At 54.3% G+C, this 17,838-nt stretch carries 11 protein-coding genes; 8 read left to right on the top strand and 3 right to left on the bottom strand.

The window, feature by feature from the left end:
- Positions 1-452 precede the first annotated feature (452 nt).
- Positions 453-1,964, top strand: a complete 1,512-nt coding sequence (locus ACR0AL_RS13810) for a hypothetical protein (protein ID WP_480663431.1) — start codon at positions 453-455, stop codon at positions 1,962-1,964.
- A gap of 698 nt (positions 1,965-2,662) precedes the next feature.
- Here the strand turns inward: ACR0AL_RS13810 and ACR0AL_RS13805 are convergent.
- A complete protein-coding gene (locus ACR0AL_RS13805; protein ID WP_480663429.1) occupies positions 2,663-5,161 on the bottom strand; it encodes an arylsulfatase in 2,499 nt (832 codons plus the stop codon).
- A gap of 307 nt (positions 5,162-5,468) precedes the next feature.
- Here ACR0AL_RS13805 and ACR0AL_RS13800 point away from each other — a divergent pair, with 307 nt between their 5' ends.
- The 4 genes from ACR0AL_RS13800 (at position 5,469) to ACR0AL_RS13785 (ending at position 12,716) form a co-directional block, all read left to right on the top strand.
- Positions 5,469-7,427, top strand: a complete 1,959-nt coding sequence (locus ACR0AL_RS13800; RefSeq protein ID WP_480663427.1) for a DUF3604 domain-containing protein — start codon at positions 5,469-5,471, stop codon at positions 7,425-7,427.
- Positions 7,428-7,773: 346 nt separating this feature from the next.
- Entirely contained in the window at positions 7,774-9,039 is a 1,266-nt protein-coding gene (locus tag ACR0AL_RS13795; protein ID WP_480663425.1) for a TAXI family TRAP transporter solute-binding subunit, read from the top strand.
- Positions 9,040-9,266: 227 nt separating this feature from the next.
- On the top strand, positions 9,267-11,141 hold the full coding sequence (locus tag ACR0AL_RS13790; protein WP_480663423.1) for a DUF3604 domain-containing protein: 1,875 nt from the start codon (positions 9,267-9,269) through the stop codon (positions 11,139-11,141).
- Positions 11,142-11,717: 576 nt separating this feature from the next.
- Positions 11,718-12,716 carry a LacI family DNA-binding transcriptional regulator gene (locus ACR0AL_RS13785; RefSeq protein WP_170350473.1) on the top strand — a complete coding sequence of 333 codons (999 nt, stop codon included), beginning with the start codon at positions 11,718-11,720 and terminating at the stop codon, positions 12,714-12,716.
- On the opposite strand, the gene ACR0AL_RS13780 is transcribed toward ACR0AL_RS13785, so the two are convergent.
- Positions 12,717-13,850, bottom strand: a complete 1,134-nt coding sequence (locus ACR0AL_RS13780) for a Gfo/Idh/MocA family protein (protein ID WP_170350475.1) — start codon at positions 13,848-13,850, stop codon at positions 12,717-12,719. It lies immediately after the preceding gene.
- 36 nt (positions 13,851-13,886) lie between these two features.
- Positions 13,887-14,990 carry a Gfo/Idh/MocA family protein gene (locus ACR0AL_RS13775; protein ID WP_480663421.1) on the bottom strand — a complete coding sequence of 368 codons (1,104 nt, stop codon included), beginning with the start codon at positions 14,988-14,990 and terminating at the stop codon, positions 13,887-13,889.
- Positions 14,991-15,102: 112 nt separating this feature from the next.
- Here ACR0AL_RS13775 and iolC point away from each other — a divergent pair, with 112 nt between their 5' ends.
- From iolC to ACR0AL_RS13760, 3 genes are read left to right on the top strand one after another with little or no spacing between them, the layout of a single operon-like run.
- Positions 15,103-16,083, top strand: a complete 981-nt coding sequence (gene iolC / locus ACR0AL_RS13770; RefSeq protein WP_480663419.1) for a 5-dehydro-2-deoxygluconokinase — start codon at positions 15,103-15,105, stop codon at positions 16,081-16,083.
- A gap of 9 nt (positions 16,084-16,092) precedes the next feature.
- The gene (locus tag ACR0AL_RS13765; RefSeq protein WP_170412888.1) at positions 16,093-16,929 is read left to right on the top strand and encodes a 5-deoxy-glucuronate isomerase; all 837 of its coding nucleotides are present in this window, start codon (positions 16,093-16,095) and stop codon (positions 16,927-16,929) included.
- Positions 16,926-17,765, top strand: a complete 840-nt coding sequence (locus tag ACR0AL_RS13760) for a class II fructose-bisphosphate aldolase (RefSeq protein ID WP_480663418.1) — start codon at positions 16,926-16,928, stop codon at positions 17,763-17,765. Before ACR0AL_RS13765 ends, ACR0AL_RS13760 begins: the two co-directional genes overlap by 4 nt.
- Positions 17,766-17,838: the final 73 nt, after the last annotated feature.

Genomic DNA, 17,838 nt, shown 5'->3' with positions numbered 1-17,838 from the left:
CCTTTGCCTTTTGGCTGTTCCGTGGCTGGCGTTCTGTCCCGCACACATTTGGAAATGGCATTAACCCTTCCTCTTATGAACACACAGGCGCTAACCCTCCGTCTTGTGAACTAACAGGCGTTACCACTCCCTCATTTGAGCAAAACCCCTCCATCAATTGAGCATACAGGTTTCGCTTGGTCAGTGTTGATCGGGTCGCTTAGACGACTTGGCCTTCCTTCACTCCAATGCGAGTGGAGTAAGTGGCCAGCAAGCACAAGTAAATAAACACTAAATTACGCCGACCTGTAAGCAAAGGTACTTAAAAGAAGGCTATTGATCCCTCTAGCTTAGCCATTGCGTGTTCACCGGGATTTTCTCCCAGTCGCCCCAACGGGGCAGTTCCATTTGCTCGGTATCCACCAGAGCGCATTCCCCAAACTGGTCCAATGGACCGAACACAGGAGGCTTACATGCCCTATATCACTATTGTCGACAAACCGTGTGGCTATGGCAAATCCACACAGATCAACCGCAGCTTCAAAAAGCGGGAGAAATATATCGCCGTTGTACCTTACCTGAGTGAGGTGGAACGGTTCATCGAAGATGCCCGAAAAGGTTCCGATTTCATTCTTACACAGCCTGGTAACAATGGTGGCAACAAGAGCGATCACTGCGAGAAGTTGATCCATGCGGGCAAATCAATCGCTTGCACTCACGCACTTTTCTACCGGCTTGGAACTCTGGCAACCCAAAGCACAGGGATTGCGAGATGTACTGATTTCGACAGTGGCGGCAAACCGACAATCGTAGTCGACAACCTTCTTGATGGATACAACCTCATCATCGACGAAGTCATAAACCCCTTCGAGGTGGAACAGACAGTCCGAAAGGTTGATTTTGACGCAGCTTACCTCGGCCTTGGCATGGCAAAAGAGGAGCCTGACGGACGTATTGTTCCAACGGAAAAGTGGGATGAGCTATACTGCATAGGGGATAAGACATTTGACAGATCACTCTATGACAAGGCCAAGTCGGGTGCACTGTATCGCATAAGCGAGAAGCTGTTCGTCCTCGCCATTCCCAAAGAACTCTTGCTCAAGCCCAAATCCGTGACGATTTACACGTACCTTTCGGAAGGATCGGTGCTGCTGCAATACCTGCAAAAACTGCAGAAAGACCACCCCGAATGCTTCACATTGGAGGTGGAGCGTCTGGATGCAGTAGATGAGGCAGCATGGCGAGAAGATGTTGCTAACGCGCTAACGGTTCTACCCATGCCAGAGATAGGGAACCAAAAGTGGACACATTGCGCACAGCTAAAGTCGATCAAAACGCATCGGGAGTGCTCTTCGATTGGTCAGAAGCTACGCAAGTTCAAGGATAGAGAACTGTATGGAGTAAACCTCAATACCGTTATGCTGACTTGTGCACGTGACCTGTGGCATGGGGCAGTAACAGGCCAAAAGCCAAAGGCAGGCAGGCTATCAAAGCATACACGACTGTTCGGACGCGCTATGAAGGAAGAGGTGTACAACAAGGATACTGAAGTCTTTGATGAAGTGTGGACCACAAACGGCGTTAGCTTCGTGCCAAACACCACACGCGGGACCAATGATCATATCGGATGCACAACAGCGGTATACCTATATGACCAATACCCCAACCCACAACTGTTGACCTTCCTAGGCATGAAGCGCGACAGCAAGGAGGCCCATAGGTTCTCTGATGCCTATGCATTGACCGAACTGGTGCAGTGGCTATTCCGGTCCGCAATACGTGTGGGTGGGCTAAATGGCACAGAACGCGCCCACATACCAAGGCGTCGCGTAACGCTCTACATGCCATCTCAGAGAATGCGGAACCTACTGCTGAATTGGCTGCTATCGGGTGAGGTCAATAGTGGACAGGTTTGTGCCAAGGGGCAGAGGCAGAAAGAAATGCTTGCCCGGTGGGAGGGTCGTCAGGTGGCGGCAGCAGCATAATGCCGTTTGACATAGCTGGGGAACAGACGTTCCTAACTCGTGAAGAGGCCGCCCTGAGCGGCCTTTCTCGTTTCTGGACTGGTCGTCCGTGTAAGTATGGGCACGTGGCTGAGCGGTATGTCAGCAATCGCCAATGCGTTCAGTGCAACGCTGAGAAAACGGCTGAGCGGGATCGGAGGTGTCGAGCAATTGATCCATCTTACCGTATGTTCAGGTCAGTACAAAACCGGTCAGGTCAGGTATTGAGGGGTTGGGCCAGCCCGTCTCGGGCAGTCGGTTGCTCGCATGCTGCTTTAAAGCGGCACATTGAAGCCCGGTTCACGGACGGCATGACATGGGATCGGTATGGTCAATGGGAGGTGGACCATATCGCCCCTCTCTCAGCTGCGCGGTCTTTGGAACACCTCATCGAACTTTGCCACTACAGCAACCTGCAACCTCTTTGGAAGCGGGACAACCTAGCAAAGGGCGGGGCGTAAGCCTCGCCCCTGCGAGTGGGCATCTATCTTCTTTGGATTAGGCCGGTTTCAAGAGTGGCATAGGCCGCTCTGATAGCGTGTTCCGGTTAGAAGGACCAAGCAGAGATTCCATGAGTTTTAGCCGAACTTCCGCTTAGCGGACGAAGCGGACAAATATACCATCCGGCTTTCCACTGCCCGACTCAAGCAGGTAGGCAGCCTCTCAACCCTGTGAGCCAACTAGTCGCTTGCTCTTTGCATCGCGTCTTCGAGCTTTTGAATGTCGGCTTGACTCAACTGGGGCCGGTCGATTTTTATCGTTAGCTTTTCCAGCTTAGCGGTTAGTGGGAAAGGTGGTTGGTAATCGTCGTCGTTAAGGCCAGTCAATGTATCAGAACCTATGTCAAACGCCTCGTCCCACTGAAGGGTCGTGGGAATAGTGTTCTTCATCTTTTGGGTTGCTACGACTTCGCCATCGACTTTCAGCGTCCCGGTGCCACCCTGGCCTAAACCACTGGTGCTTCCATATGCGAGGGTTCCTAGTCCGAGACCGTCATATTTGAAGTCAAACTCCAGAGTGTGCTTTCCGGGTGCCAAGGCCTCTTTGCCTTCCCATTTGATCCGTTCGAGATTCAACATATTCCAGAGAAAGACTGGCTTGCCATCAAGTAGGTAGAAACCGTAACCGGCAAAGCGGCCGCCTGATGTCAAAATCATGCCTTCAGCACCACCTTCGGGCACATCTATCTCTGCTGTAATGGTGTACGAGCTGTTAAGAATACTTGGGGAATCTCCCTGAGGAACCCCAGTCATTGGCCGGACATAGACGAACTCGTTTCGTCCCGCCGCAATGCTTGGCCGAGGCAATGAAATTCTGGACGTGACCGAGGCATCCATCGGGAAGACCTGATACTTATTTGCTTCTTCTATAAATATAGCCTTCAGTTCTTCGATCTTCTCTGGGTGCTGCGCCGCCAGATCATTTCTTTGATTCATATCCGTGGTTAGATCGTAAAGCTCGAGCACTTGATTGTTCAAAGGGTCAGGGTTTGGCGTCTTTGGCGTTTCCCATGGCATCCGGTTTACTTTGGTGCTCAGTAACCAACCTTCGTGATACAAAGCCCATTGTCCCATCATCTCGAAGTACTGAGTTCGGTGGCGGCTCGGTGCATCCTTGTTTTTCTCATCGAATGTATAGGCAAAGCTGGTGCCTTCAATTGGAGATTGAACAATCCCGTCGACTTCCAACGGCGCTTCAATTCCGGTGACTTCGAGGATCGTCGGCACGACGTCGATTACATGCATGAACTGATCTCGCTGACCGCCTTTGTCTGCGATTCCGTCAGGCCATGACACCACCATGTTCTGTCGGATGCCGCCAAGCCTGTTTGCATTCTGCTTGAAGTAATCGAACGGAGTATCAAAAGCCCAGGACCATCCTGCCGACATGTGGTTGTAAGTCTCTTCGGTTCCCCAAACATCGTACCACTGCAACTGCGTTTTTGCAGGCATCTCTGCGATACCGTTGAACCAAGCCACCTCGTTCGGTGTCCCCATCGGCCCGCCCTCAGCCGAGGTGCCATTGTCACCGTTGATGTAGAAGATCAGCGTGTTGTCACGTTTTCCAAGGCCCTCTATTGCGTCAATCACACGCCCAATTTCATGGTCTGTATAAGCCGCATAGGCGGCGAACACTTCCACCTGTCGCACGAAGAGTTTTTTCTCGTCGTCTGTCAATTGATCCCACGGCTTGATTTTGTCTGCGGGCCAAGGCGACAGCGTTGCATCTTGCGGTACAAGCCCCAACTTTTTCTGGTTCTCAAAAATTGTCTGCCTAAGTGCTTCGTACCCGCCATCAAACAGGTTCATCGCCTCGATCTTCTCGACCCACTCTTTGGTCGGGTGGTGAGGCGCATGCGTTGCACCGGGCACATATTTGACAAAGAAAGGCTTACTTGGCTCGATTTGGTGCAACCGCGAAATGTGGTCAATCGCATCGTCGGCCATTCCGGTGATCAGGTTCCACTCAGGATCACCTTCAAACGGGTAAATCGGGGTGGTGTTTCGATATAGGTTCGGCTGCCATTGGTTCGCGTCTCCACCAACAAACCCATAAAAGTACTCAAAACCTAAACCAGTCGGCCATTTGTCAAATGGACCAGCCTGGCTCGCCGCAAATGCTGGAGTGTTATGATTTTTTCCAAACCATGAAGTGGCGTAGCCATTGTCTGAAAGTATCCTCCCGATAGTGGCTTTGTTGTCTGGAATAATACTGTTGTAGCCGGGATACCCGGTCGAAGATTCCGAAATCACTCCGAACCCGACCGAGTGATGATTGCGGCCTGTCATCAAGGCTGCCCTGGTCGGTGAACAAAGTGCGGTCGAATAGATGTTCGTAAAACTCAAACCCTCTTTTGCCAATTCATCCATCGTATCAGTCGGGATGACGCCGCCAAAAGTACTAGGAATACCATACCCAGCATCATCCAACATAATGAGGAGGATATTTGGCGCGTTCTCAGGTGGCACGACACGCGGCGGCCACCAAGGGGTTGAATTGGTCGCTTGCTCCTCAATTTTTCCCCCGAACACCGGAGGTTCCGGAGGCAATTGCCTGCCATCAATTGTGGTTGTTCCGTCTGGAGAGCCCACTTGCGATTGGGATAGCGCCAATTCAGTAGTGGAAACGAATGAGACCAAGACTGCTACAGTTAGCTTCAATCTATTGGTTGCAGGCATTTCTAACCCTCCCTCCACATTGACACACGGGATTGCGGTCAACATCATTTCCGACGGTTTCGGGTTTTAGAGCCGTGCTAGACCAAATCCCGTAGTGATATTCATATTCAAGAATGTTCTATGTGTAGCATTAAGTTTCCTTGGCACGGCATTTTTTTTGCGACCCCTATGGGCTCAGAGCGGTCATCTGACAACTTCTGTCAGCCATCAAAGGCCTCCCAGCGCGCCAGAGGTAGGCTAAGCGGACAAAGCCGCCGTTTTTGAATTGGTAGCTTTTGGTAGTTGGGCTGGATACAGTCCTAGGATTATGAGACTAGTTTGGAAGCTTCAGGGATTTTCCAAGATGCGGATACCGTACCTTGTTGTATGCATGGCCTTTGTCACAGGGACTGCTTCTTTTGCACAAGTTGCTCCGCCTGACGCCAGCGATACGTTTTTGAAGGGGCGACCTTATTCCCCTTACGCTGATCGCGCCTATCCAGAGAATGTTTTCTTCGGGGATACACACGTACATACTGGCCTGTCGGCAGATGCGGGAGGCGGTGGAACACGCCTCATGCCACGCGATGCTTATCGTTTTGCACGAGGAGAGCAAGTTACTTCTAACACTGGACAGCCCGTTAAACTGCACCGCCCGTTTGATTTTTACATGATTACTGACCATTCCGACGCGATGGGGGCTATCACGGACATTATTTCGGGAGCCCCCAACATTCTGGCTGACGAGCAAGGCCGCGAGTTTCACAATGCTTTCAATGCGGGTGGCGAAGAGGCCCTTCGTGCGATGCAGCAACTCATTGCGAGTTTTGCCCAAGGTACAGTCTCCCCCGCGCTCAACTATCAACCCGGCAATCCGGCATTTGCGACAGTTTGGGGTGACATTATCGATGCAGCAGAAGAGTTTAATAATCCCGGTGTGTTTACGACTTTCATCGCTTTCGAATGGACCTCACTTGTCCAAGGCAACAACCTGCATCGCAACGTGATCCTGCGCGATGGGCCTGACATTGCGCGCCAGATACTGCCCTATACAACGACGCCACCGGTAGGCTCACCTAATCCGCGGGACCTCTATGCCTGGCTTCAGAATTTCGAAGACACTACAGGCGGAGATGCCCTCGCGATTGCGCATAATGGCAATCTATCCAATGGTTGGGTGTTTTCACTGGTTGATGACTTTGCAGAGGGCAAACCGCCGTTGGACCGCGCATACGCCGAAGCCCGCGCGAAGTGGGAACCGCTTTACGAGTGGTCCCAAATCAAGGGCGATGGTGAAACGCACCCGCTGTTGTCGACAGAAGATGAGTTTGCCGACTACGAGACATGGGATTTTGGCAACCTTGATGCCAGCGCTACAAAAACGCCGGAGATGCTGCCCGGAGAATATGCACGGTCAGGGCTACTGCGCGGCCTTGCTCTTCAAGCTGAGCTTGGTGTGAACCCCTACAAGTTCGGTGCCAGCGCGGCAACAGACACGCACACTGGTTTGTCTGCCGTCACAGAAGACAATTTCTTTGGTAAACACACGGCTTACGAACCAAATGCGGAACGTGCAAGCCATGTCGGGAAGTCTTTTTCTGATGGCGATGTAGCTTACTACGGTTGGGGTTACAGCGCCGCCGGATTGACTGCCGTGTGGGCGCGGGAAAACACGCGAACATCTATATTCGACGCAATGGAACGTCGCGAAGCCTATGGCACTACTGGCCCGCGCATGACTGTCCGCTTCTTCGGCGGTGACTATTCCAAAGACGCAATTGCACGGCGTGACCTGGCTCGGATTGGTTACGGTGGAGGGGTGCCGATGGGCGGTGACCTCACCGTCGCTGAAGGCGAGGCGCCGGACTTCTTGGTCTATTCATTGCGTGACCCCGTTGGCGCAAACCTCGACCGCATCCAGATCATTAAAGGTTGGATTGATGCGGATACCGGTGAGGCGCAGGAGAAAGTCTATGACGTGGCATGGGGTGGAGACAGAAGCCCGGACGAAAATGGTAAGCTGCCAACTGTTGGGAGCACGGTCGACTTGTCCATTCCGTCTTGGACGAACACGATCGGCGCGTCGGAGTTGGTAGCGGTTTGGACAGACCCGGACTTCGATCCCTCGGAACTCGCTTTCTATTATGCTCGCGTGATCGAAATCCCAACACCACGGTGGACTGCTTACGATGCCGTAAAATTTGGGGTCGAGATGAGTTCAGATGTACCGATGACAACTCAGGAACGGGCGTACACTTCTCCTATTTGGTACACACCGAATAACTGAGAGTGAATCGTTTACGCTTGCTGGCTTAAGGCTGCTTTGGGCTCACTGCGGTCGTTCGCTGCACCTTGCTTGAACGTCCTCTTTGCGGGACATTGCCGACGAGAAAGACAAAACTAAAATTCTAGTTTATGATAGGATAAACCGTTGCTTAGGCGGCCAGTTTTTGATTTCAACCTCGTTCAAGCGCTCTTGGTTTTTTGCGCAACCAACTTAATCTTCAGGGATACTTGAACCGAAGAACTCGAACTTTCGAGTGCTACCCACTGTGATCGGTTTCTCGTTGGCAAAAAGACTGCTATCAAATGAGAACGAATTATCGGTTCCGATCATCTGAATGTGAGAATAAATGCGCTTAGCTCTTTTCATTCTCTTTCCGATTATGTTTATCGGGTTGCTTGTTTTTCTGATCTTTGGCTTGAAACCGCCCAACAGTATTAAGCTGGCCGCTGGCATAAGCGGCGGCGGATATTGGCAAGTTGGACAACTCTACAAAGCAGAACTTGCACGTGACGGCATTCAGGTAATTTTAGTTGAAACTGAGGGGTCCATTGAGAACATTCAGAAACTTGTTTCTGGCGAAGTGGATGCCGCATTTGTTCAGGGTGGCCTGGAATTACCTCAGGACGAAAACCTACAGTCTTTGGGCGCCATTTTTCTTGAACCCATGGTGGTGTTCCGCGGAAAGTCTAGTCCAGTCGGGGCCAATGCAGGAGAATGGGGAGACATTCGCTTAGCTGCAGGAACCAAGGCGTCCGGTACTCGCGCCGCCGCTTTAGCTCTAATTGAGGCCGCCGAGTTGCAAAATGTCGGCATAAACCTCGTCGATGTCGGGGGCAATGATGCGATAAAGGCGTTATATGCCAACGAAGCGGATGCGGCGTTGTTTGTCGCTCCACTCGATGCACCTTACCTTATGGATGCAATTTTTGATCCAGAAATCATTTTCGTCCCTATGGCTTTGGTCGATGCCCTTGCATTGAAACTTTCCGGAGCGAATTCGGTAACTGTACCGGCAGGATCAATCACACTTGACCCTCCGAGACCACCAGAGGACGTCAAGATCTTAGCATTGCGAGCTTCACTTATCGCCGCATCCGATCTGCACCCTGCAGTAACTGATAGGTTAGTGAATGCAGCAAAGAACATTCATAGCGAACCTAATATTTTGCAAAGTGCGCGCGAGTATCCGAACACGGCTTCACCGCCTGTACCACTGAACAAAATTGCCACAGAACTCATAAACTCTGGGCCAAACTTTTTGCATGGCGTCTTGCCATATTGGATCGCAGCGCAGTTCGGCAGCGTACTGTTATTGCTGTTGCCTTTGTTGTTCTTAGTACCGTTTTTGCGGATAGTCCCGTCCAGTTACGTGTGGTTTCAAAAGCGCCGGGTCTGGCGTTTTTATCAGCGTATCATGGCGCTCGAAGAGGAACTCAGCAAGGCACAGACCTCAACTGAGGTTGAAGAAGTCGCCAAAAATATCGAAAACGTGGACACCGCCCTTGCAAATCTGAATCTGCCGCTCGCATACCGCCAGGGAGCATATGATGCACGTTTGCACATAGACCTAATTCGACAGGAGATTGCGCGTCGTCAAACTGCAAAAAGTTGATCAAACCTCAACGTTCGCAAGCAAACCACGCTAAAATACCTTTTCAATTTGAGACTTCGATACAGGTGTGTGCTTTAGTTGTTGCGTGTACGCCGCTTTGGGGTCGCAGCCATCGTTCGCAGAGATTTATTGAGCGGCGGCTGTGCTGGACGAATAGAGTTCAGATTATGCGTCATAGTTACTTGTATTGAGCGTTGTAAGGTTTGAACAAAATATGAGGTTACGAAATGTTCCGTTTAGCATCTATTTTGACTGTTGCGTTTACTGCTGCCGCGTATGCCGAGGACGTCCCAAGCACTCAACCCGGCGAAAGAGAGTATTCCCCATACCCACAACAAAACTTCCCTAATCAGGTCTTTTTCGGCGACACCCATTTGCATACATCATACTCTGCCGATGCCGGTATGATCGGGAATGTACTTGGCCCTGATGAAGCGTACAGGTTTGCCAAAGGCGAAGTCGTTACATCCAGCACCGGTATCGAAGCGAGGTTGCGCCGACCATTGGATTTTCTGGTTATTGCCGATCACGCCGAGAACCTTGGTCTTGCGCCGCTGCTCTCAGCCAAAGACGCCACGCTGCTCTCCACGGAGTTTGGCCAGCAACTGAACGCGGCTGTCGAGGCCGGTGATCCCGTTGGCGCATGGTCGATTTGGAGCCAAGCCAAGTCCACTGGCACAGACCCATTGGCGGATTATCAGGAGATTTACCAAACAGCGTGGAGCAACATTACCACCGCCGCTGAGGCACACAATCAACCGGGTTTGTTTACTGCGCTTATCGGGTTCGAGTGGACCTCAAACCCACAGCGGAACAACCTGCACAGGAATGTCATATTCAACGGTGGCAAAGAGGGCGCTGACAAGATCATCCCGTTCTCGAACTTTGATAGCTTCGACCCCGAAGACCTTTGGGCATGGATGGAACAAGCCGAAGAGACAACAGGCCAAAAGCTGCTCGCGATCCCGCACAATGGCAATTTGTCCAACGGGTTGATGTTTGACGAAGTGCGCTTGTCCGGCGAACCGTTCGATGTTGAGTATTTCAAACAGCGTGCCAAGTGGGAACCGATCTACGAAATCACGCAAATGAAAGGTGACGGCGAAGCACATCCCATGCTGTCGCCAGACGATGAATTTGCTGACTTCGAAACGTGGGACAAAGGACAACTTGGACCGGAGCCCAAGACACCGGAGATGCTTCCGCGCGAGTATGCACGGGCAGCATTGCGGCGGGGGCTTGGATACGAGGCGGAAACAGGGACAAACCCGTTCAAGTTTGGCGTGATCGGCTCAACTGATGCTCATACATCGCTGTCCACGGTTGGCGAGGACAATTTCTTCGGGAAAGTCGCGGCTGTTGAACCTACTGCTGACCCGATCCGATTTGAAGAGGTCGTCGGCGGTATTGGTGGTGACGAGAGTGTTGCCCAATATGCATGGCAGACTTCGGCGTCCGGTTTGGCGGCCGTTTGGGCAAGGGAAAACACCCGCGAGGCCATTTGGGATGCTTTTGCTCGGAAAGAAGTCTATGCAACCACGGGGCCGCGCATGCGTGTTCGCGTTTTTGCGGGGTACGAATTTGATGAAACAGACCTGCCACGTGCGGACTTTGCCTCGTATGGATATGAAAATGGCGTCCCGATGGGGGCGGATTTGCCAGCGGATAGTGACGGGCGGTCTCCACGCTTTCTCATCCGTGCTCTCCGTGACCCCGATGGGGCCAACCTGGACCGTATTCAGATCGTCAAAGGCTGGCTGAACGGTGACGGCACGACTTCGGAACGAGTGTACGACGTAGCCTGCGGTGGACGTGAAATTGTCAGCGCTGAATGCGATGGCCCGGTTGGCAATACGGTGGATGTAGAAAACGCGTCTTGGACAAATGACATCGGCCAAGCAATTCTTGCCGGATATTGGGAAGACCCGGACTACGACCCAACGCAAAGCGCGTTCTACTACGTAAGAGTGCTGGCAATACCAACGCCGCGTTGGACGACATACGATGCAAAGGTGTTCGGAACAGAGATCCCAGACGAAGCACCGCACTCGATACAGGAGCGGGCCTACACATCACCAATTTGGTACACACCTCAGGGATGAGTGGTATTAGGTTAAGACTAGAACTCACTCAGTCTGCTCTGGGCTCGAAGGGATCATTCGCTGCGGATCCTACAAAATCCCGCTTAGAGCAAACGGAAATTTGCGGCACATTTTTTTGGGAGGGCATCTAAACGTACTTTGTAGCCGGTTGCCCCCATACCCCCATCAACAAGTAGCGACCGCTGCGCCTCCGCTGCAAATGTGCCACTGCTCTTACTGAATTTTGGGGTTAGTTTGTGGCTAAACACACTTGCAGTGTTGCAGTGCCTTGTCGACTGTGAGAGTGTCAAGCTACTGGCAACGAAAGACATCTTTCAAAAGGGTGTTGGTGGCGGCAGTGGAAAACAGCACCTTGTTGCACATGCGAATTGGGTAAGAGCGCTTCGTTTACACCGAAGATGTCGGGAGTTCGAGTCTCTCATCACCCACCATTCTCCCTCTGCTTCCACAAATACCACGGACTCGGTGTTATTTGACTCTCGGCCTTGCAACCGATTGCAAAATATAGCTGTTGGCGCATACTATCTGTTTCATGAAATTGCTGATCAGCTTCCCCCCTAACCGTGGGTGCCAGTCATGAGTGTCACCTTGAAAGATGTTGCTGCCCTAGCGGGTGTGTCACGCTCGGCCGTGTCGCGGACCTTTACCGAAGGTGCCTCGGTTTCGGCAAAGACCCGCAGCAAGGTTGAAAAAGCCGCCAAAGAGTTGGGCTACAGCCCCAATGCGCTGGCGTCGTCGCTGACAACCGGGCGGACCAAGCTAATCGGGCTAATTTCCAACAACTTTCACAACCCGATCTTCCTTGAGGTTTTCGACCAGTTCACCCGCGCCCTGCAGGAGCGCGGGCTACGACCCCTGATCGTCAACCTGACGGACGAGACTGAACCGGCCAATTCGGTGCGGATGCTGCGGCAGTATTCTGTGGATGCCGCCATCGTCGCCTCATCGACCCTGCCGCCCAGTTTTGCCAAGGCGTTCCATGATGCTGGCGTGCCGGTGGTGCATACGTTTGGCCGCTCAGCCACGTCGCCCGAAGTGCATGTGGTCGGAATCGACAACGTCGAATGCGGGCGCATGGCGGCGCGGGAATTGCTGGCGCGCGGGTATCGGCGCGTGGGGTATCTGGGGGGGCCAAAAGATGCGACTTCGGCCATGGACCGATATCGCGGCTTTATGGAAGAGGTCGAAAAGCACCCCGAACTTGATGTGTCCCACTCATTCGCGGGAGCCTATTCGTTCGAGGCTGGACGTGCCGAGATGTTGCGACTGCTGGCAGGTGCCCCGGCTGATGGGTATTTTTGCGGTGACGACATTCTGTCGGTTGGGGCGCTGTCCGCCTTGCGCGACCACGGGCTGAAACCCGGCGAAGATATCGGCATCATTGGCCTGAACGACATGGAAATGTCGCGTTGGGAGAACATTGACCTGACCACCATTCATCAGCCGATCAAGCAGATCATCACCTCGTCCGTCGATCTGGTTGAAGAGATGCTGAAAGATCCCAAACGCTATCCCGAAGCGCGAATTTTCCCCTGCCGGGTGATCGAGCGGGGCACATTGCGGCCCCGCCCCTGATTATCGGAACATCGGCGGGCGCGCATCTTTCCACGCGCCGTCTTCTTTGCCTGATGCGACTGCCGCGTGGACGGCAGCAATCGAGCGGACGCCGTCTGAAGCGCCGGGCAGGCCGTCACGGGTTTCTCCGCGGATCGCATCGGCCAGATCGCAATAGATATTGGCGACGGCCAGGGGGAACCCTTCGGGATGCGCAATCGCCACGCGGGACAGGCGCTGCACCTCATCATGCAATCCACCCTCACCCTTTTCAATGATCTGAGTACGCCCCCCCACGGGTGTATAAATCAGCTGGTTGGGCTGTTCCGAGTGCCATCGCACTCCCCCGATTTCGCCAAACACCTGAATGTCGAACCCGTGCTGCCGCCCGATTGCCACGGATGAGGTCCACAGGCGGCCGACTGTGCCGCCCTCCATTCGGAAATTCACCATGGCATCGTCCTCCAGTTCCCGGCTTGGGATGGTCGAGGCCATATCGGCGGACAGTGTTTTGACCTCATCATCGCAGATGAAACTGGCCATATGCAGCGCGTGGATACCGCAATCAGCGAATTGGCCGGACACACCCGCCATGGCCGGATCATACCGCCAACGGACGCGCGGGTTGTCGGCGTCGGTGGCGTCGCCGTGGTGGCCATGGCTAAAATTAGTCACCACCAAGCGCACTTTCCCAATGTCGCCAGCCCGCACCATTGCACGGGCCTGCCGCACCATCGGATAGGCGGAATAGCAATAATTCACTGCACAGATCTTGCCCGAAGCCTCGGCCACGCGGACAATCTCTTCGCCCTCTTCCACGGTCATGGTCATCGGCTTTTCGCACAACACATTGAATCCGGCTTCAAGAAACGCCTTGGCAATCTCGAAATGGGTTGAGTTTGGCGTGGCAATTGTCACCAGATCAATCCGGTCCTCGCGCCCTTTTTCACCTGCCAGCATTTCCTGCCAATCGCCATAGGCGCGGTCCGCAGCAACACCCAGCCGTCGGGCATATTCCCGACCCACATCGGGGCGGTGATCCAGCGCGCCCGCGGCGAGTTCGAACATCCCGTCCGCCAGCGCTCCCAGACGGTGCGCGGGCCCGATCTGGCTGCCTTCGCCACCACCGATCATGCCCCATCTCAGCTTTGCCATGGTTCTAGTCTCTCTTCAGGTTTTACGGTTGCGCGATCAGAAATCGCTTATGTTTTGCCATTGCCGCCGCTCGGACGAGGCCAGCGCTGCAGCCAGCACCCGGTTGACCTCATGCCCGTCTCGGAAGGTGGGCCAGATCGGTTGGCCGGCATGAATGGCTTCAAGGAAATCCTTGGCCTCAATGATAATCTGATCCTGATATCCAGTGCCATGGCCAGGGCCCTGACAGAAGGGTTCGTAGTCCGGATGTGCAGGACCGGTCAGGATCTTTGTGAAACCGCGATGCGCCTCGGGGCCTTCGCGACGATAGAACCACAGGGCGTTTTGGTCTTCCTGATCGAAACGCAGCGCGCCTTTAGTGCCCGAAATCTCATACGCATAGCCCATTTTACGCCCGGTTGAGATTCGGCTGACATAGATATTGCCCATCGCGCCATTTTCGAACCGGCACATGATCTGAGCATGGTCGTCATTGGTGACTTTTCCGCCGGGACGGGTTTCGTGGACGGTTTCAACCTCGGCCATCACTTCGGCAATCGGCCCCATCAAGGCCAGCGCCCCATTGACCATATGTGGCGCTAAATCGCCAATGGTGCCGTTGGCCATACCCGTTGTGCGCCACGTGGCCGGGGCATCGGGGTCGGCGTAGAAATCCTCGGTATGTTCACCCCGAAACCAGGTGACCTCGCCCAATTCACCGTCGGCAATCAGATTCCTTGCAAATTGAGTGGCAGGCGTGCGGACGTAGTTGAAACCAACCATGTTTGTGACACCAGCCGCTTCGGCCGCGGCAACCATGGCATCTCCATCAGCCATCGACGCGCCAAGGGGTTTTTCGCACAGGACCGGCTTGCCCAATGCAAAGGCCGCCTCGGCAATCTGACGGTGGGTTTCCTGAGGCGAGGCGATGACCACGGCCTCGACCGCCGGGTCATTGACCAGCGCCTGCCAATCCCCAGTCGCGCGCTTGAATCCATAGGCCGCCCGATAGCGTTCGGCGCTTTCAGGGCTTGAGGCACAGATCATTTCCAGACGCGGACGCAACGCGGTGTTGAACACCGCACCTACTGCTGACATCGCGACGGAATGAGCCTTGCCCATATAGCCGCCACCTACAATTCCAATTCCGATTTCCGGCATCTATCACGGCTCCGAACATACTATTTGCAACCGGTTGCAAAATGAGTATCGTGTGAATCGATTCAACGCAAGGTCCAAACTTTGCCGACCCCACTTTGCCGGAGGACATGACGTGAGCGCTTTGATAGACGGTATCAAAGGTAACCGCTTTGCCGTATTGGGGCGTGCAGGCATGGACCTGTACGCAGATCCCATCGGTGTCAAAAGCGAAGATGCTGACACCTTTCACGCCGATCTGGGCGGGTCTTCCGCAAATATCTGCGCCGGTCTGGTCAAGCTGGGCAGTCAGGCATCTCTGATCACATCAGTCTCGGATGATGCGGTGGGGCGGTTCTGCCTTAACAAGCTGCGCGATTACGGCGTGGACACATCCTATATCCGCGTTCTGGGCGGTGAATACCGCATGTCGCTGGCCGTCTATGAAAGCCGAATCGAGAATTTCCAGAACGTCATCTATCGCAATGGCGCAGTCGATTTTCAGGTCACCGACGAAGATATGGACAGGGTTGATTACTCGGCTTTCTCTGCTGCGATTTCGGCTGGAACCGTCTTTGCCGCCGAACCCTCGCGCAGCGCCACGTTCCGCGCTTTTGACAATGCCCGCGCGGCTGGTCTGCCGATCATCTTCGACATCGACTATCGCCCCTACAGCTGGCCTTCGGCTGAGGTTGCCGCGGGTGTGCTGTCGCGCGCGGGAGACGCCAGCGACCTGATCGTCGGCAATGACGAAGAATTCGGCTTCATGGCTGGCGGTATCGAAAAAGGGTTCGCAAAAGCCAAGGAACTGGCCGAAAAACCCGGCCGGATCGTCATCTACAAGATGGGCGAGAAAGGTGCCGTCACGCTGGTAGACGGTCAGGAAATTGCCACCGGCATATACCCCGTCACCGCCGTCAAACCCAACGGCGCGGGCGACAGTTTTATGGCTGGCCTGCTGGCCTCGATCGCGGCGGGGCATTCACTGAAAGACGCCGTGATGCGCGGCTCGGCTTGCGCATCAATCGTGGTTTCGCAACCCGGTTGCGCCCCCGCCATGCCCACAACACCCGAGCTGGACGCATTCCTTGCCGCCCATCCCGGCCCGACCACATAGGAGACCCCAATGCATATCGCGCCCTATGACAATCAGAACAAACCCATCGTCGATGCCGACGACCCTACGGTGCCTTTGAACTATTTCAACATCGTTAAACTGAAAAAAGGTGAGGTGTTCGAATACCAGGTGCCGGGGTATGAAACCTGCATCGCCCCCGCCACCGGCAGCGTGGATATCGACGTTGAAGGCGTACAGTTCCCCAAGCTCGGCAACCGGGGTGAAGACGTCTGGGATGGCGAGCCCGAGGGCGTCTATGTCCCCGTCGGCGCCAAGGCTCAGATGGTCTGCGTCTCGGACCAGGCCGAAATATTCATCGCCGGGGCCAAATACGACAAGGTACTGGACCCGTTCGATGTGCGCGAGCATGACCTTGTGCAATACGGCAGCGATGACACCAAAACCCATCGCAAGATCAAGCACATCCTTGGTCAGAAACAGCACGACAAGGTAGGTCGTCTGTTGGTCAGTGAGCTGTTCACTGTGGGTCAAGGCGGTTGGTCCGGATTCCCCAGTCACAAGCACGACACCAACCGCCTGCCGGAAGAGTCGCGCCATGACGAAACTTATAACTTCCGCTTCAAGCCCAATTGGGGATCGGGCCTGCAGATGTTGCAACGCGAAGATAACGAGCCCGGCGATGCCTATCACATCGTCGACGGGTCCACGATTTGCATCGACAAGGGCTATCACCCCTGCTGTGTGCTGCCGGGGTATGAGATGTACTATTTCACCATTCTCGGCGGTCTCAGCCAGAGGTCTCTGGTACAATATTTCCAGCCAACCCATGCCTACCAGATCGAGACTATTCCGGGCATCAAAGACATGATTGCAAAGTTCAAATGACCCTTGTCACGCTGAAAGACGTTCTGTCCCCTGCTTATGAACAAGGTTATGCCGTGGGTGGCCTGGTTACGCTGGGCTGGGAAGACATGCGCGCCTATGTGGCCGCGGCCGAGGCTGAAAACGCGCCAGTAATCCTGCAAGCGGGCCCCAGCTGCCGCGAACACACGCCGCTGCCTGTGCTGGGCAAGATGTTCCGCCATCTGGCCGAAAACGCCTCGGTACCCGTCGTCGCGCATCTGGACCACGGCTATACGTATGAGGACTGCAAAATCGCGCTGGACAGCGGGTTTACATCGCTGATGTTCGACGGGTCGCGCAAGCCACTGCGGCAGAATATCGACGAGACGGCCGCGATTGCCGAAATGGCCCACGCGGCGGGGTTTTCATGCGAAGGTGAGATCGGCTTTGTCGGCTATACCGGTGGCGAAGGGTCAAATGGTACCGACCCGGCCGAGGCCGCGCAGTTCGCACGTGAAAGCGGTGTGGATGCGATGGCGATTTCTGTCGGTAACGTCCATCTGCAGCAGAACAAGGAAGGCGGCCTAGACGAAGACCGCATCCACCAGATCGACGCCGTGACCAACGTGCCCTTGGTCATTCATGGTGGTTCCGGCGTGCCGGTTGAACAGCGCACCCGCCTGGCCCGCGAGACCTCGATCTGCAAATTCAATATCGGGACCGAGCTGCGCATGGCCTTTGGCGCCGCCCTGCGCGAAGCCGTAAACAGCGACCCCGAAAGGTTCGACCGGGTCACCATTCTAAAAGAAACCCACGACCCGGTCGAAGCCGCCGCACGGCTCGTGATCCGGGCCTTCGGAGCGCCGCCGCAAAGTTAATATCAGAGCATCTAACATATTGCTTCAAAAAGAGGATTTTGCGCTCCATGAATAATCCTGTTATTCGTGAGGT

This window comes from Ruegeria sp. BB1 (genome assembly GCF_056539465.1).
The sequence above is the reverse complement of the archived record's forward strand: the minus strand, read 5'-3'. Positions and strand labels throughout refer to the sequence as shown.

Excerpts from the sequence above, each read along its gene's own strand:
- ACR0AL_RS13795 (WP_480663425.1), top strand. The coding sequence starts at position 7,774 with ATGCGCTTAGCTCTTTTCATTCTCTTTCCGATTATGTTTATCGGGTTG.
- ACR0AL_RS13765 (WP_170412888.1), top strand. The coding sequence starts at position 16,093 with ATGCATATCGCGCCCTATGACAATCAGAACAAACCCATCGTCGATGCC.
- ACR0AL_RS13780 (WP_170350475.1), bottom strand. The coding sequence starts at position 13,850 with ATGGCAAAGCTGAGATGGGGCATGATCGGTGGTGGCGAAGGCAGCCAG.
- ACR0AL_RS13785 (WP_170350473.1), top strand. The coding sequence starts at position 11,718 with ATGAGTGTCACCTTGAAAGATGTTGCTGCCCTAGCGGGTGTGTCACGC.
- ACR0AL_RS13800 (WP_480663427.1), top strand. The coding sequence starts at position 5,469 with ATGAGACTAGTTTGGAAGCTTCAGGGATTTTCCAAGATGCGGATACCG.
- ACR0AL_RS13775 (WP_480663421.1), bottom strand. The coding sequence starts at position 14,990 with ATGCCGGAAATCGGAATTGGAATTGTAGGTGGCGGCTATATGGGCAAG.
- ACR0AL_RS13790 (WP_480663423.1), top strand. The coding sequence starts at position 9,267 with ATGTTCCGTTTAGCATCTATTTTGACTGTTGCGTTTACTGCTGCCGCG.
- ACR0AL_RS13760 (WP_480663418.1), top strand. The coding sequence starts at position 16,926 with ATGACCCTTGTCACGCTGAAAGACGTTCTGTCCCCTGCTTATGAACAA.
- ACR0AL_RS13805 (WP_480663429.1), bottom strand. The coding sequence starts at position 5,161 with ATGCCTGCAACCAATAGATTGAAGCTAACTGTAGCAGTCTTGGTCTCA.
- ACR0AL_RS13810 (WP_480663431.1), top strand. The coding sequence starts at position 453 with ATGCCCTATATCACTATTGTCGACAAACCGTGTGGCTATGGCAAATCC.